Origin of the sequence: Acinetobacter populi (genome assembly GCF_002174125.1) — a bacterium.
Classification (GTDB): domain Bacteria; phylum Pseudomonadota; class Gammaproteobacteria; order Pseudomonadales; family Moraxellaceae; genus Acinetobacter; species Acinetobacter populi.
The window spans coordinates 70,650-84,486 of sequence record NZ_NEXX01000007.1; the positions used below are offsets into that span (position 1 = coordinate 70,650).

General features: G+C 41.2%; 16 protein-coding genes. 8 read left to right on the plus strand and 8 right to left on the minus strand.

The window, feature by feature from the left end; translation table 11 throughout:
* Positions 1–11: 11 nt before the first annotated feature.
* Genes CAP51_RS15815 through CAP51_RS15830 form a run of 4 tightly spaced genes read right to left on the minus strand, consistent with a single transcriptional unit; the run spans position 12 to position 2,969 of the window.
* Positions 12–590 (minus strand): Maf family protein, encoded by a 579-nt coding sequence (locus CAP51_RS15815; RefSeq protein ID WP_087621728.1) that lies wholly within the window; start codon positions 588–590, stop codon positions 12–14.
* The gene (gene mreD, locus CAP51_RS15820; RefSeq protein WP_087621729.1) at positions 575–1,069 is read right to left on the minus strand and encodes a rod shape-determining protein MreD; all 495 of its coding nucleotides are present in this window, start codon (positions 1,067–1,069) and stop codon (positions 575–577) included. Before mreD ends, CAP51_RS15815 begins: the two co-directional genes overlap by 16 nt.
* Positions 1,056–1,910, minus strand: a complete 855-nt coding sequence (mreC, locus tag CAP51_RS15825) for a rod shape-determining protein MreC (protein ID WP_087621730.1) — start codon at positions 1,908–1,910, stop codon at positions 1,056–1,058. Before mreC ends, mreD begins: the two co-directional genes overlap by 14 nt.
* A gap of 18 nt (positions 1,911–1,928) precedes the next feature.
* Positions 1,929–2,969, minus strand: a complete 1,041-nt coding sequence (locus CAP51_RS15830) for a rod shape-determining protein (RefSeq protein WP_087621851.1) — start codon at positions 2,967–2,969, stop codon at positions 1,929–1,931.
* 134 nt (positions 2,970–3,103) lie between these two features.
* On the opposite strand from CAP51_RS15830, the gene gatC reads away from it, so the two are divergent.
* The 5 genes from gatC to CAP51_RS15860 all read left to right on the plus strand — a co-directional run bounded on the left by gatC (position 3,104) and on the right by CAP51_RS15860 (position 8,030).
* Positions 3,104–3,418, plus strand: coding sequence for an Asp-tRNA(Asn)/Glu-tRNA(Gln) amidotransferase subunit GatC (gene gatC, locus CAP51_RS15835; protein WP_087621731.1), 315 nt, complete (start codon positions 3,104–3,106; stop codon positions 3,416–3,418).
* Between the two features lie 53 nt (positions 3,419–3,471).
* Positions 3,472–4,950: an Asp-tRNA(Asn)/Glu-tRNA(Gln) amidotransferase subunit GatA gene (gene gatA, locus CAP51_RS15840; RefSeq protein ID WP_087621732.1), complete on the plus strand. Its 1,479-nt coding sequence runs from the start codon at positions 3,472–3,474 to the stop codon at positions 4,948–4,950.
* A complete protein-coding gene (gatB, locus tag CAP51_RS15845; RefSeq protein WP_087621733.1) occupies positions 4,950–6,404 on the plus strand; it encodes an Asp-tRNA(Asn)/Glu-tRNA(Gln) amidotransferase subunit GatB in 1,455 nt (484 codons plus the stop codon). Before gatA ends, gatB begins: the two co-directional genes overlap by 1 nt.
* Before the next feature lie 87 nt (positions 6,405–6,491).
* On the plus strand, positions 6,492–6,941 hold the full coding sequence (locus tag CAP51_RS15850) for a GNAT family N-acetyltransferase (protein ID WP_213062704.1): 450 nt from the start codon (positions 6,492–6,494) through the stop codon (positions 6,939–6,941).
* A gap of 492 nt (positions 6,942–7,433) precedes the next feature.
* Positions 7,434–8,030 (plus strand): hypothetical protein, encoded by a 597-nt coding sequence (locus tag CAP51_RS15860; RefSeq protein WP_087621736.1) that lies wholly within the window; start codon positions 7,434–7,436, stop codon positions 8,028–8,030.
* Here CAP51_RS15860 and CAP51_RS15865 read toward each other — a convergent pair.
* Positions 8,025–8,537: a hypothetical protein gene (locus CAP51_RS15865; RefSeq protein WP_087621737.1), complete on the minus strand. Its 513-nt coding sequence runs from the start codon at positions 8,535–8,537 to the stop codon at positions 8,025–8,027. The genes CAP51_RS15860 and CAP51_RS15865 overlap by 6 nt on opposite strands.
* Positions 8,538–8,796: 259 nt before the next feature.
* Between CAP51_RS15865 and CAP51_RS15870 the strand changes: the two genes are divergently transcribed.
* The 3 genes from CAP51_RS15870 to CAP51_RS15880 all read left to right on the plus strand — a co-directional run bounded on the left by CAP51_RS15870 (position 8,797) and on the right by CAP51_RS15880 (position 10,800).
* Positions 8,797–9,582 (plus strand): DUF4850 domain-containing protein, encoded by a 786-nt coding sequence (locus CAP51_RS15870; protein ID WP_087621738.1) that lies wholly within the window; start codon positions 8,797–8,799, stop codon positions 9,580–9,582.
* Between the two features lie 151 nt (positions 9,583–9,733).
* The gene (locus tag CAP51_RS15875; RefSeq protein WP_087621739.1) at positions 9,734–10,282 is read left to right on the plus strand and encodes a chromate transporter; all 549 of its coding nucleotides are present in this window, start codon (positions 9,734–9,736) and stop codon (positions 10,280–10,282) included.
* Positions 10,279–10,800 carry a chromate transporter gene (locus tag CAP51_RS15880; RefSeq protein ID WP_087621740.1) on the plus strand — a complete coding sequence of 174 codons (522 nt, stop codon included), beginning with the start codon at positions 10,279–10,281 and terminating at the stop codon, positions 10,798–10,800. The genes CAP51_RS15875 and CAP51_RS15880 overlap by 4 nt, the downstream gene beginning before the upstream one ends.
* 49 nt (positions 10,801–10,849) lie before the next feature.
* Here the strand turns inward: CAP51_RS15880 and sbmA are convergent, their stop codons facing one another.
* The 3 genes from sbmA to CAP51_RS15895 all read right to left on the minus strand — a co-directional run bounded on the left by sbmA (position 10,850) and on the right by CAP51_RS15895 (position 13,837).
* On the minus strand, positions 10,850–12,043 hold the full coding sequence (sbmA, locus tag CAP51_RS15885) for a peptide antibiotic transporter SbmA (protein ID WP_087621741.1): 1,194 nt from the start codon (positions 12,041–12,043) through the stop codon (positions 10,850–10,852).
* Between the two features lie 150 nt (positions 12,044–12,193).
* A complete protein-coding gene (locus CAP51_RS15890; protein ID WP_087621742.1) occupies positions 12,194–12,736 on the minus strand; it encodes a flavin reductase family protein in 543 nt (180 codons plus the stop codon).
* 153 nt (positions 12,737–12,889) lie between these two features.
* Entirely contained in the window at positions 12,890–13,837 is a 948-nt protein-coding gene (locus tag CAP51_RS15895) for a LysR substrate-binding domain-containing protein (protein ID WP_087621743.1), read from the minus strand.

Genomic DNA, 13,837 nt, shown 5'->3' on the forward strand with positions numbered 1-13,837 from the left:
ATAAATTCCTTTCAGTTCAGAGTTGGTGCGTGCTGTGCCTGAGCGAATAATTGTAATGTTTCATAAAGCGGTAATCCCACAACATTGGAATAACTGCCTTCGATTCGTTTGACCCATGCCGCCGCACGTCCCTGAATGGCATAACCGCCAGCTTTGTCCTGCGGTTCGCCTGTTTGCCAATAAGCAAACATTTCTGTATCTGTTAAATCTTTAAAGTCGACCTGTGTAGTGACTGTATCATGCCAAATTTTATTTGAACAGCACATCACAACGGTGGTTTTTACCGTATGTGTCCGTCCGGAGAGTAAACGCCACATCCGTATTGCATCCTGTAAATCCAGTGGTTTGGTCAGGATTTGATCATCAATACTCACGGTGGTATCGGCAGCAATTACAATGGCATCAGGATACTGTCTTGCAACTGTCAGTGCCTTATCTCTTGCCACCCGCAGCACATAAGCATCAGCAGGCTCATTTACCTGCACTGCTTCATCAATATCGGCAGCCACAACATCAAATGTTAAACCAATTTGTTGCAATAACGCTTTACGTCGAGGTGATTGTGACGCAAGAATTATACGGCGCGCCATTTTTTCAATCCAAAATAAACCAATGGCCAAATTAAAATGCTACTCAATAAAGGTGTCCAATGACGAATAATCGATACGTATTCACCAGACATGATCAAAATCAACCAGGTTTGTAATAAATACGCCACCATAGACAAACTACAAATCACCCAGAGATTGTATTCGGTCATGATACGTTTATCACGGGTAAAATATCGAACAGCAAATGCTAATATGACAAAACTCATGGCATTTGCACCCAAAGGCATTTCCATGAGTAAGTCGGTGACCATACCCAGTGCAAACGCGAACCACACACCACACCAAGCTGGTTGACATAACACCCAAAATAGCATGACCAGCAACATGAATGCTGGCCGCCATGCACTGAGTTCATAAGATAGCGGATAAACCATCAACACCGAAGCAATCACAATCGAGAAAATGATTGCCCACAAAGGATCTTTGCTTTGGAAATTTTCTTTTTTAGCGAGTTGCATTCGGTTGCTCCTGCGCTAATCCCTGAGAAAACAACACCACCACATGATGCCCACTTGCCAGTTGTGCTGCCGGTTTCACCATAATTTGTGCAAACTCACCGGAATGATGACGCTGAATTTTACTGACCATACCCACCAGATAACCAGCCGGATAACGCTCACCCAAACCAGAACTATAGACTTGATCACCTACTTTGATATCCGAACTGGAAGGCACATATTCCATTTCAAGCTCACCATAATCGCCTTTTCCAGAAACAATCGCCCGCATGCCGGTACGTTCCAAACGAACTGAGATTGAGCTATCTTTATCCGATAACAACATGACACGAGCACTATGCGGATATACATTGATAATCTGTCCCATAATACCCTTGTCATCGAGTATGGTTTGTCCTTCTTGTAAATGATCAGCACGACCTTTATTGATAATCAAAATATGATTGAGCGGATTGGCATCCACTCCAATCGTTTCTGCAATCAAGACACGACCATCAATAATTAAGGGCGTATTCACCAGTCCACGTAAACGGGTATTCTCAGCAGACAGTTCCGAAAGTTTTTGTAAGCGAACCTGAGCCTGTAATAATTCTGCACGCAATGCAGTATTTTCACGACGTAAATCCTGCTCTGATTTCACCTGTAAACGCATCCAGTCACCAGAAAGCACAGGATAATTCGCCACTGCATAAATAGGATTGTAAGCAGCTTTGAGTACTTCCCGGGCAGGCTGAACGACTTGAGGAAATTGCCAGTTGATAAACAAGGCAACAATCGAAACGATAATCGCAAGAACGAACGAACGAAAAGACGGTGGCTGTCTAGTTAAAATGGCTTGCACCGTCTTTCTTCCTTATACTTATTCGATAAATAACATTTCATGATTCGGATTATCAAAGTACTCGAGTACTTTACCACCACCACGCGCCACACAAGTTAAAGGATCTTCTGCAACCACAACAGGCAAACCTGTTTCCTGTGCCAACAGTTTATCCAGATTACGCAATAATGCACCGCCACCAGTCAATACAATACCACGCTCTGCGATATCTGAAGACAATTCTGGTGGAGTTTGCTCAAGCGCAGTTTTTACTGCACTAACAATACTTTGTAAAGGATCAGTAATGGCAGACAGGACTTCATCCGAATTCATGGTAAATGATCGTGGTACACCTTCTGCAAGGTTACGGCCACGTACTTCGATTTCCTCTACGATACCATCGGAAAAAGCCATACCGACTTCTTTTTTGATGCGTTCGGCTGTGGTTTCACCAATCACGCAGCCATGTGCCTTACGCGCATAGTTAATAATATGTTCATCAAACATATCACCACCGACACGTAATGAATCGGCATAAACACAACCCTGTAAGGAAATAATGGCAATCTCGGTCGTTCCCCCACCGATATCCACCACCATCGAACCACAAGCCTGTTCAACCGGCATACCTGCACCAATCGCTGCTGCCATTGGTTCTTCAATCAGACGAACTTCCTGTGCCCCTGCATTATAAACGGCTTCACGAATGACTCGACGCTCAACCAGTGTAGACTTACAAGGCACACAGACCACAACTTTGGGATGATTTGGTAATAAACCACGTTCATTTACTTTGGTAATAAATTGATGCAACATGGTTTCTGTCACTTCAATATCAGCAATCACACCATCTTTCATTGGACGAATTGCTGCAATATTGGCAGGTGTCCGACCCAGCATCTGCTTTGCATCTTCTCCAACTGCGGCAACAATTTTCTGCGAACCGCTTTGACGAATCGCAACCACAGTCGGTTCATTTAAAATAATGCCACGATCTGGTGCGTAGATCAGTGTATTTGCAGTTCCTAGATCGATGGCCAAATTCGGGGAAAACCAGCCAAAAATTCGTTTAAAAAATATCACGGGTGTTCTCAGTATAATCAAGTGGCGACTCAAGACCGCAACTTTAACGAAATGTGATGATTTGAACAAGTCAATCGCTTATTATAACGCACGATATTTTGATTTTTTTTGAAAATGAATTAGGTGACGGCATGTCTTCATCGGAAGCGCAACAATCTACAGACTTGAATGCACAGACAGTATCAGGCATTGCAACGCTTGCAAAACTTTCACTCAATGATGCACAAGCAATTGAATATGCTACAAGTTTAAATAAAATTTTATTGATGATGGAACATTTAAAAGGCATTAATACCGAGGGTATTGAACCTTTGAAAAGTCCTTTTGACCATCCACAGCCATTACGTAGCGATGTTGTAAGTGAAACCAATCATCGGGAGCAATATCAGGCTGTCGCCCCATTAACACAGGATGGATTGTATCTTGTACCTCGTGTGATTGAATAAAATTTGTTCGATTGTTTTTTTGAAATAAATTTGAATATATAAAGAAAAGACTTATGACTGATTTACACCGTTTATCTATCCAACAACTGTCCGAAGGTTTGTCATCGAGACAGTTTTCCTCTCGTGAACTGACACAGCACTATTTAAACCGTATCGAAAAAATTGATGCGCAAGTCAATAGTTTTGTCACAGTTACGCCCGAGTTTGCATTGTCACAGGCCGATACTGCCGATGTAGCCATTCAGGCAGGCAAAGCCACTGCCTTAACTGGTATTCCACTGGCTCATAAAGATATTTTTTGTACCCAAGGGATTAAAACCACTGCCGGTTCAAAAATGCTGGATAATTTTATTTCACCCTATGATGCGACTGTGGTGGCCAAAGCCAAAGCCGCAGGCTTGGTAACGCTGGGCAAAGTCAACATGGATGAATTTGCCATGGGCTCTGCCACTGAAAACTCCTATTACGGCGCAACTAAAAACCCATGGAATTTACAACATGTGTCAGGTGGTTCATCAGGTGGTTCGGCAGCTTCCGTTGCGGCTGATCTAGCACCATTTAGCACCGGAACAGATACCGGCGGTTCTATCCGTCAGCCGGCATCGTTCTGTGGCCTGACAGGCTTAAAACCGACTTATGGCCGCGTCTCACGCTTCGGTATGATTGCCTACGCCTCTTCTATGGATCAAGGTGGTCCACTGGCACGTTCAGCCGAAGATTGTGCCTATTTGCTCAATGTGATGGCCGGTCATGATGCCAAGGATTCCACTTCTATTGATAAAGAGGTCGATAATTATGTCGCCAATCTGAATCAAACCAGCATCAAGGGTTTACGCATTGGGATTCCAAAACAGTATTTTGATGTCAAAGGTCTGGATGCTGAAGTTCGTGCACGAGTCGAACAGTCTTTAAAACAACTGGAAGAACTTGGCGCAACGCTGGTCGAGATTGATCTATCCATGGTCGATGCCTATGTACCCACCTATTACCTGATTGCACCTGCCGAAGCCTCTTCAAACTTGTCACGTTATGATGGCGTGCGTTATGGCTATCGCTGTGAAAATCCGCAGGATTTGAATGATCTTTATCGTCGTTCTCGCTCGGAAGGATTTGGTGCAGAAGTACAACGTCGTATCCTGATCGGGACTTATGCCCTGTCTGCCGGTTATTACGATGCGTATTATGTCAAAGCACAAAAAGTACGTCGTTTAATCCAACAAGACTTTTTAAAAGCATTTGAGCAGGTGGATGTGATTGCTGCACCTTCTGCGCCAACTACTGCCTATAAAATCGGGGCTTCACTGGATCCGGTTGAAATTTATCTTGGTGATATTTATACCATTGCAGTGAATCTGGCAGGCTTACCCGCCATCAATGCACCGGTTGGCTTTGATCAGCACAATTTACCCGTTGGTCTGCAACTGATTGGTAACTACTGGTCTGAATCACAATTGCTATCAATCGTTCATCAATATCAACAGGTCACTGACTGGCATACAAAACGTGCGGCAATTGCTGAGGAGAATGCATAATGGCAAAACTCATTGAAGGCTGGGAAGTCGTTATCGGTCTTGAGATTCACACTCAGCTCAACACAAATTCCAAAATTTTCTCTGGCTCCAGCATCGAATTTGGTGCAGAACCAAATACCCAAGCCAGTCTGGTTGATCTTGCCATGCCCGGCGTATTACCAGTGTTAAATGCCGAAGTCGTCAACAAAGCCATTCGTTTCGGCTTGGGGATTAACGCAGAAATTGACCGTAACTCGGTATTTGCCCGTAAAAACTATTTTTATCCGGATTTGCCTAAAGGTTATCAAATCAGCCAGATGGACAATCCTATTGTCGGGAAAGGCTTTGTCGATATTCATCTGGAAGATGGCAGCACCAAGCGTATTGGCGTAACCCGTGCCCATCTGGAAGAAGATGCCGGAAAATCGCTGCACGAAGACTTTGCAGGTTATACCGGAATCGACCTGAACCGTGCGGGTACACCGTTACTTGAGATCGTATCTGAACCGGATATGCGTTCGGTGGAAGAAGCTGTTGCCTATGTCCGCACCATTCATACATTGGTACGCTGGCTCGGGATTTCCGATGGGAATATGGCAGAAGGTTCGTTCCGCTGCGACTGTAACGTGTCCCTGCGTCGTCCTGGCGATGAATTCGGTACCCGTTGCGAACTGAAAAACATCAACTCTTTCCGCTTTATCGAAAAAGCCATTGATGTCGAAATCGAACGTCAAATCGAGATTCTGGAAAGTGGTGGACGTATTATTCAGGAAACCCGTTTATTCGACCCGAATAAAATGGAAACTCGTTCCATGCGTTCCAAAGAAGAAGCCAACGATTACCGCTACTTCCCCGATCCCGACTTGTTACCTGTGCATATCACGGAACAACAAATTCAAACCATTCAGGCCGATTTACCGGAACTACCTGCGGCACGTCGTGAACGTTTTGTCAGTGAGTACCAAATCCCGGAATATGATGCCCGTGTACTGACTCTTTCCCGTGAAATGGCAGATTTCTTTGAAGATGTGGTGAAATTTGCTGGCGGCGCAAAACAGGCCAAACTCGCAGCCAACTGGGTGATGGGTGAGCTGTCCGGTGCACTAAACAAAGCTGGCCTTGAAATTACCCATTCCCCTGTATCGGTAGAACAACTAGGCGGTATGATCGCACGTATCGTGGACAACACCATCAGCGGTAAAATTGCCAAACAGGTCTTCGGCTTTATGTGGGAATCCAACGGTCAATCTGCTGATGAGATTATCAGCGAAAAAGGCTTAAAACAGGAAACCGATACCGGTGCGATTGAGGCCATCATTAAAGAAGTCCTTGCTGCCAATGAAAAAATGGTGGAAGAGTACAAATCCGGTAAAGACAAAGCCTTTAATGGTCTAGTGGGTCAGGTGATGAAAGCCTCTCGTGGTAAGGCCAATCCAGCACAAGTCAATGAATTGATGAAAAAGTTGATTGGTTAATTATTGACTAATCCTTATTTTTTATGAGATAAAAACCTCGTTGAGTACGAGGTTTTTTTCATTTAAATAAAAATAGTTAGGACAAATATGATGTTGATTACACAGGCCAGACTTTCCGATTCAGAAGAATTATTGGCATTACAAAAGTTGGCTTACCAATCCGAGGCCGAACTCAATAATGATGATAATATTCCACCACTTACCCAAACTTTAACGCAATATATCGAAGAATTTCCCCAAAGATTGATTCTAAAAATTGAAAAAAATGACCGTATTATCGCCAGTGGTCAGGCTTATATTGAGAATGACACCTGTTATATTGGACGTTTGATTGTACACCCCGAATTTCAAGGGCAAGGATTAGGTTCGGCAATTTTAGATCAATTAGAACAAGAGTATTCATCTGCGAAACGCTTTGAATTATATACCGGAGAAAAAAGTATCCGTAACCTTCAACTTTACCAACGCAAAGGTTATCGAATTTTTAAACAGGAAGTTTTAGGAAAAACCACTGTAATCTTTCTGGAAAAATTCTAAATCTAGCACGACACAAAGACAAGATTTAAAAATCTATAATAACGTCAGTTCCGGATATAAGTATTTATTTTGTATAAATAAAATTTAATACCTTTCCTAATGAACAACCATGTGATTTAGTTTCTCCTATAGAATTCGTTATATGTAAAACTAAAAATAATCCTGAAGCTTATGTTATGTACTTATTGGATAAATGTCACATCAGGAATAGTGTCTTAAAGGGTAGCTTTTTCAAAGGTTCACTTGCTGACTTAAAAAACCACTTTAGATCATGGGAACAAAAACAATTTGATTTTCTGAAAAACATAAGCAAATTTGATAGATATTTTATATTTATTAGAAGTGTAATTTTACCTCTCCAATCGTCATATTTTATGTCATAATAAAATCCAATTCCCATAATTATGCTATTGGTTTTTATTGCTATTTTAGAATTTCTTAGTAAAATTATTTAAACATAATTAATGTAATGCAAATTTGAAGAATCTATCAATGAAAAAAATTACCTCCATCGACAAACTCGAAGATTTAGGACGCATTCAACTGTCTCAATCCTTTTTTATGCGTGACTTCCTTTATAGCGAAATTGCCAACTGGTACGGCATTCAAAACTTTCCTGATTTTCCCGATATTGCCGTTCAAAATGGAAAACAACTCTGTGAAAAATTACTAGAACCATTACAAAATAAGTTTGGAAGAATCGCTATTCGTTCTGCTTATCGCTCACCGAAGATAAATCAACTTGGTAATGAAAAAAATCTAAGTTGTGCAAATAATGAGAAAAATTTTGCCAGTCATATTTGGGATTATCCAAATGACCGAGGCTATGGTGCTACAGCATGCATTGTGATCCCCTCATTTTTAGAGCTATACGATAAAGACCAAGCAAATTGGCAGCAAATTGCCTATTGGATTCATAATCATTTGCCGTATAGCCGATTAGAATTTTTTCCTAAACTTTGTGCTTTTAATATTAACTGGCATGAACAACCATTACGTGAAATCTATAGTTATATTCAACCTAGAGGTTATTTATTACGTAGTGAAAATGTTGATCCGTCCTTTGAAAAGTTTTATCCCGATTTATAACCCCAACTTACCAAAAATATCCGGCGTTAAAAAAGTCATTACCAGCTTATTTAAATCAATATAGCGCAAAGTGCCCTGCAACTGCTGGCGCACTGCCGGATCTTTAAGAATATCCTCACCTGCCTGACGACCCAACTCCTGAAAGCTCTCTGCCACTGCCTGTACGCCATCGCTTTGGATCACGGCTTTGGTTTGTGCTGCACACTGCTCAACAATCACACGTTGTAAGACCTGTGCCAACTTTTGATCAAGCTGATTTTTTTGCTCGGCAGTGACATTGCTAAATGCTACAAGATCGGGATGTGCAGACAACGCCACAAAGGTCCATTGCAATACCGCAGTTTTATCGCTTGCTGTGGTCGCTTTCACCAGACAATCACTCAATTGATCGACCGAGGGACTCGCCATAGCAACTTGTGAAGTCCCCAACACAGCAACAGCCAAACATAGAGAACGACTTAAATGAGAACATTGGCGACGAACAATGCCATAAACATGACCTAACATAGCGCAGACTCTAATAAAAATTCTATCCCTTTGTATCACAGCCTGCCATATTTCACCACTTACAACTGTATCACCCGAGTATCCCAAAAATGGTATCCACAAAATCCGTGTTAAAACAAAGTAATCTGTTCTACAAAATAGTGGGCAATTTTTTAAAAATTTTTCCTGTTAAAAACTGAGCCATGTTAAAAATTTTCATCACAATTACCACTTAAATTCTGCTAGATTTTAAAATCATCAATTTAATTTTTAGAAAAATATGACATCAAAATTATATCTATCACTATTCTTTGGATTATTGGCTATGGTTCAGCTTAGCCATGCCGAAGTTGAAAACTTTAAACCGAGCTTCCCCAAATTTTATAATTCATCGGCGGAACGAAAAGCCAATAATCAACTTTACTATCTTGGTGAAGCCAAATTTCAGGATCATGTTACGCTGCCTTTTTATGGGGTAACTGCGGAAAATCCTGCTGATGGTGATGGAGAAAAATTGATTAGGGATTTTCGCAAATGTACTGATGAAACTTGCGACTTTAAATTTAAACTTGATGCCAGTCAGGCCAAACAGCTTAAATTGCTTGCCATACCGAGTATTGGTCTAACACTAGTACCACGTCACTGGCAAGAGATTCAAGCCAATGCAGGTGCAAATGGTACCGGCTATGCCCTCATCATGAGCCCAGATCAGCAACAGGCGATTGAACTGTCAGACTCAGCATTTTGTGTCGGTTGTGGTATGCGTCCGGCCACTTTGTTTTTTCCCAAATTATTAAAACAGAGCGTGGAATATGAATATGGTGGCTATCAGGATCGCAATAAATTATTAACTGTGGTTTATCCTGCAAAAAATGTGGCATTTTTTAGTTATCAAATTCCTGGACTTCCATATAAAACCCACGGTGTTGCCAAATATCAGGATGATGGCGATTTTAATTTCAGGGAGATTCAAGTGACGTTTAACCCGCAGCAAACCAATCAGCAACATACAAATCAGCAGGCATTGGTGACAACAATTTTAAATTTCTATCATTATAGTCATTAGCCTAAAACGAACCAAATGATCATAGTGTTATATGTGGCGATGATTCGTTTTTATGCCACAGCAGTCTTGGCTGAATAGACTCATTTCTACAAATTTCATTGGAAAATAATGCTCAACGCCTGCATGATACTCGCTTATTGTTAAACTTTTTATGACTATGCAACAAAATATCACTCCCGATTGCCGTGCATTATTTTTTGGATTTTTTAAACTGGGCCTGATGGGATTTGGTGGGGTATTACCGATCGCCCATCACGTCATTGTGGAAGAAAAACACTGGCTGGATCAAAATCAATTCACCAATTTATTGGGCGTTTGTCAGATTTTACCGGGTGGAAATATTGTTAATATGTCGGTTGCAATCGGTATGCAGTTTCAAGGAGTCAAAGGTGCAATATGTGCACTCTTGGGATTGATTACTGTGCCCACAATATTTGTCGTAAGCTGCTATCAATTTTATGAACAGTTTAAAGACATTCTGTGGGTTCAACATTTAATGCTGGGTCTGGCCGCCTCTGCCGCAGGTTTACTGTTTGCCACAGCCTTTAAAATGCTAAAACCGCTGCTAAAAAACTATTTAATGCCGATTACCCTTGGTCTTACATTTATTTTTACCCTGTGGATTAAACTTCCACTGATTATGACTTTAAGTCTGCTCTTTATCATCAATTTAATTTTTTTGCGAATTAAACCGCTATGAACATTGTGCTATTGAACCTTGCACTGGTCTTTATCGAATTATCGGTATTGGCTTTTGGTGGTGGCAATGCCATCTTACCCGAAATGAAACATCAAGTGGTCGATGTGCATCACTGGATGACAGCACAGGAATTTAGTGCCATGTTTGCCATGTCACAAGCAGCGCCCGGACCCAATATGATGATTGTACCGCTCATTGGCTGGCATGTTGCAGGTATGGCAGGTCTACTGGTCACCTCATTGGCAAAATTTGTCCCTTCTTCTTTAATTACCATGGCAACTGTGCAATATTGGGAGCGTTATAAACATCACAATGTACGCATTCAATTTGAAAAAGCCTTAAAACCCATTACTGTAAGTTTAGTTATGGTCAGTGCTGTGATTATTTCGGAGTCTTCTGCACAAAATTACTGGCTCGCTGCCATTATTCTCCTCACAGCCAGCATGAGTTTTTTTAAAAATATTCATCCATTATGGGTGATGGTCACCGGAGCATTAACTGCCATTGTATTATTATAAAAAAATAGAAGTGATGTATTTTATTTATACACATCACTTCCTATATCCTTTATTTTAAAATCGACTCAAAAGCTTTTAGACGTTTATAAATCGACAATAATTCAATAATGGTTTTCCATGAACTAATCAGATATTGAAATGATTCACGGACCTTATCAAAGACACCACCAATCTGGTTAATCAAGCCTAAGGTCATTTTTCCGGAGGCAATCGCAGGAAACAACACCACCAGACTATATAAAATATCCAGTTGGCGATACCACGTTGCGACCAAATTAAAATAAGCATAATGAAAATAAAGGCGGAAATAGTTTTTGCGGATTTTGGAAAATAATTCCTTTAAGGTCGCAGGCTGCGCACGTTCTTCATGATCTTCACCATAGACCAATTCCTTACGGTAAGCCGCTTCGACTTTTTGGTTATTAAATTCCAGTCCGGGTAACTTAATCCCGACCACCATTAACAGGACCGTACCGAAAATTGCCCAGACAATCGCAGCCCAGACCAATGAATGCTCAACAGCACCAAAGATCGGTAATTCCGGTACATGTTTGGACAATTGAAATAAAATTGGCAGGAAAGCAATCAGAATCATCACCGCTTTGACCAGTTCGACCCCCAGATCTTCCATAATGGTGGCAAAGCGCATGGTATCTTCCTGTACCCGTTGCGATGCCCCTTCCACATGACGTAGTTGATCCCAATACTCGGTATAGTATTCATTCATTGCAGTACGCCAGCGAAAAATATAATGACTGACAAAAAATGAATTGATCACCGCCAATGTGACAGCAACCATGGCAATATACAGAAAGGTTAAGGTTTCACGATATAAATCTTCAATATTACCGCCCCCTTCAGAGAGCATCTTCTGGATTAAATCCCAAAACGGCACATACCAAGCATTGACCGCAACACTGACCTGAACGCCAAACCAGATATTAAAAAGGATAAAGGCAGAACCCCAGATCGACCATTTTTGCCATTTGTTATCGGAAAAAAACCGCCAAAACCCGGCAAAAAGTGCTGTCGCCAGCAAAAACCACAGATAAAACCACAGGGAAGATGCCGTCCAGAATCGGCTTACGCCAACAGGTGATTCAATCTCTGCATAGCCTTTGGGAAAACCTAAATACTCTCCCCATGCATGACCACCGCTATGCCATAAAATCAAATTAAAAATCATCCAAACAAGGACACTGATAAAAAACAAACGTGGGGAGGGAAAAAATGATTTAAACATAGATGGCTAATAATCCCTTGATTTATATATCGGACATTGGCTGTTGCATATCAGCACTGTAAGATAATCTTATGGATTTTGGAATCCAACAAAATACAATTTTTTAAAGATTTTTTGGTGATGTACATAGAAAATATCGTCATAAGAAATTTATAATCCATCAGGCAATTTGGACTTCATCATTTCCCGACGATCAATTCTTTCGCCATCAACAATAAATGTGCCATCACCAACGGCGTGACAAGTGCGTTGCTCAAGACGTGAATGATCATAATAGGCAGCCAGTCCTTCCAGCACAATAATATGATAACGCTCGATCATATCCACTACTTTACATTCGATATTGGCCACACATTCCTTAATTAAAGGCGCCTGTATATATTTGGCTGGTTTTTTGCTAAAACCAAATTTTTCAAATTTATTGGTATCTGCCCCAGAGCATGTTCCCACGCCAATCACGCGATCCAGTAAATCGACCGTTGGAATGGCAAGTGTACATTCCCGATTTTTACTTAATGCAGCATAAGAATAATTCCATTCGCCTGTGCTAATCGCAAAAGATGCAGGAAAATCCAAAACCATACTCCAGGTTAAAGTCATGATATTGCTTTTTTCCCCATCCTGTGTAGTGAGTAAAATCACAGGGCCGGACTCTAATAAAGTAAAGGCTCTCGTCAGCGCTAATTGATCCATGCTTTTCTCCACTACGCCAGAATGCTTGATTTGAATGATACATGGTGCGAGGCTCAAGTCATGCGATCATCATTCAAATGCTCGGGGTAAAATATTCAAGCATGATCTCCCGTGTTATGTACGCTGAAAATGTATAAATCATGTCATTGTTTCTTAAACAGCCGCCGCCTGATAAGAAGTTAATTCGGTCTGAATCCAGTCAATAAATTTTTGTATTAGCGCAGAAGAATCCTGACTGGAATGAACCAAATAGTAAGAACGACGACCTTCCAATTTTTTAGGAGAAACGATCACCAGTTCTTTTTTTAATAATTCTTTTTCAATCAGCATTTGCGGGATAAGTGCCATCCCCATGCCATGACTTGCCGCAACGGCCAGCATGGTAAACAATTCATGTCGCTGTCCATCATAAGGTCGGGCATGCACAATATGATGCGTTTGAAACCATTCCTGCCAAATGGTAGGACGAGTCGTTTGCTGCAAAAGCGGCAATTGAATGAGTTGATCGGCACTTAAATCATAACTGTATTCATTGATTTTTTTTGCCTGTGGAAAATTCTTATCAATCAAATAAGGCGCGCAAACTGCCACAACATCTTCTTTCAATAAATGATGGGCGGTGGTTCCCGGCCAGTGCTCAATTTGTTGTTGTGTACCAGTATATATTGCTGCATCAAAAATATTTTCATTAAACAAAAAAGGTTTGGTACTGGTTTCCAAATGAATGGTGATTTCCGGATAAATAGCATTAAAACGATGTAATTTAGGCAGTAACCATCGTGTTGCAAAAGTCGGTACAACGCCGAGTTTGAGTGTTCCGCCCAGCCCTTTATGCGACATCATGTCCAGTGTGTTTTGTTCCAGTGCCAGTAATGGTGCTTTGATATTCTTATAATATTGTTCTCCGGCTGGGGTCAGCTCTACACCATGCCGTGTACGGGTAAATAATTCAACCTGTAAAAACTGTTCCAGTTGTTGAATCTGTCTGGAAACCGCACTCTGGGTAATACAAAGTTCCTGTGAAGCATAAGTATAGCTGGCATGTTTTGCAGCCGATTCAAAGCACAGCAGACTTTGCAGCGAGGGGATTTTGCGACGCAT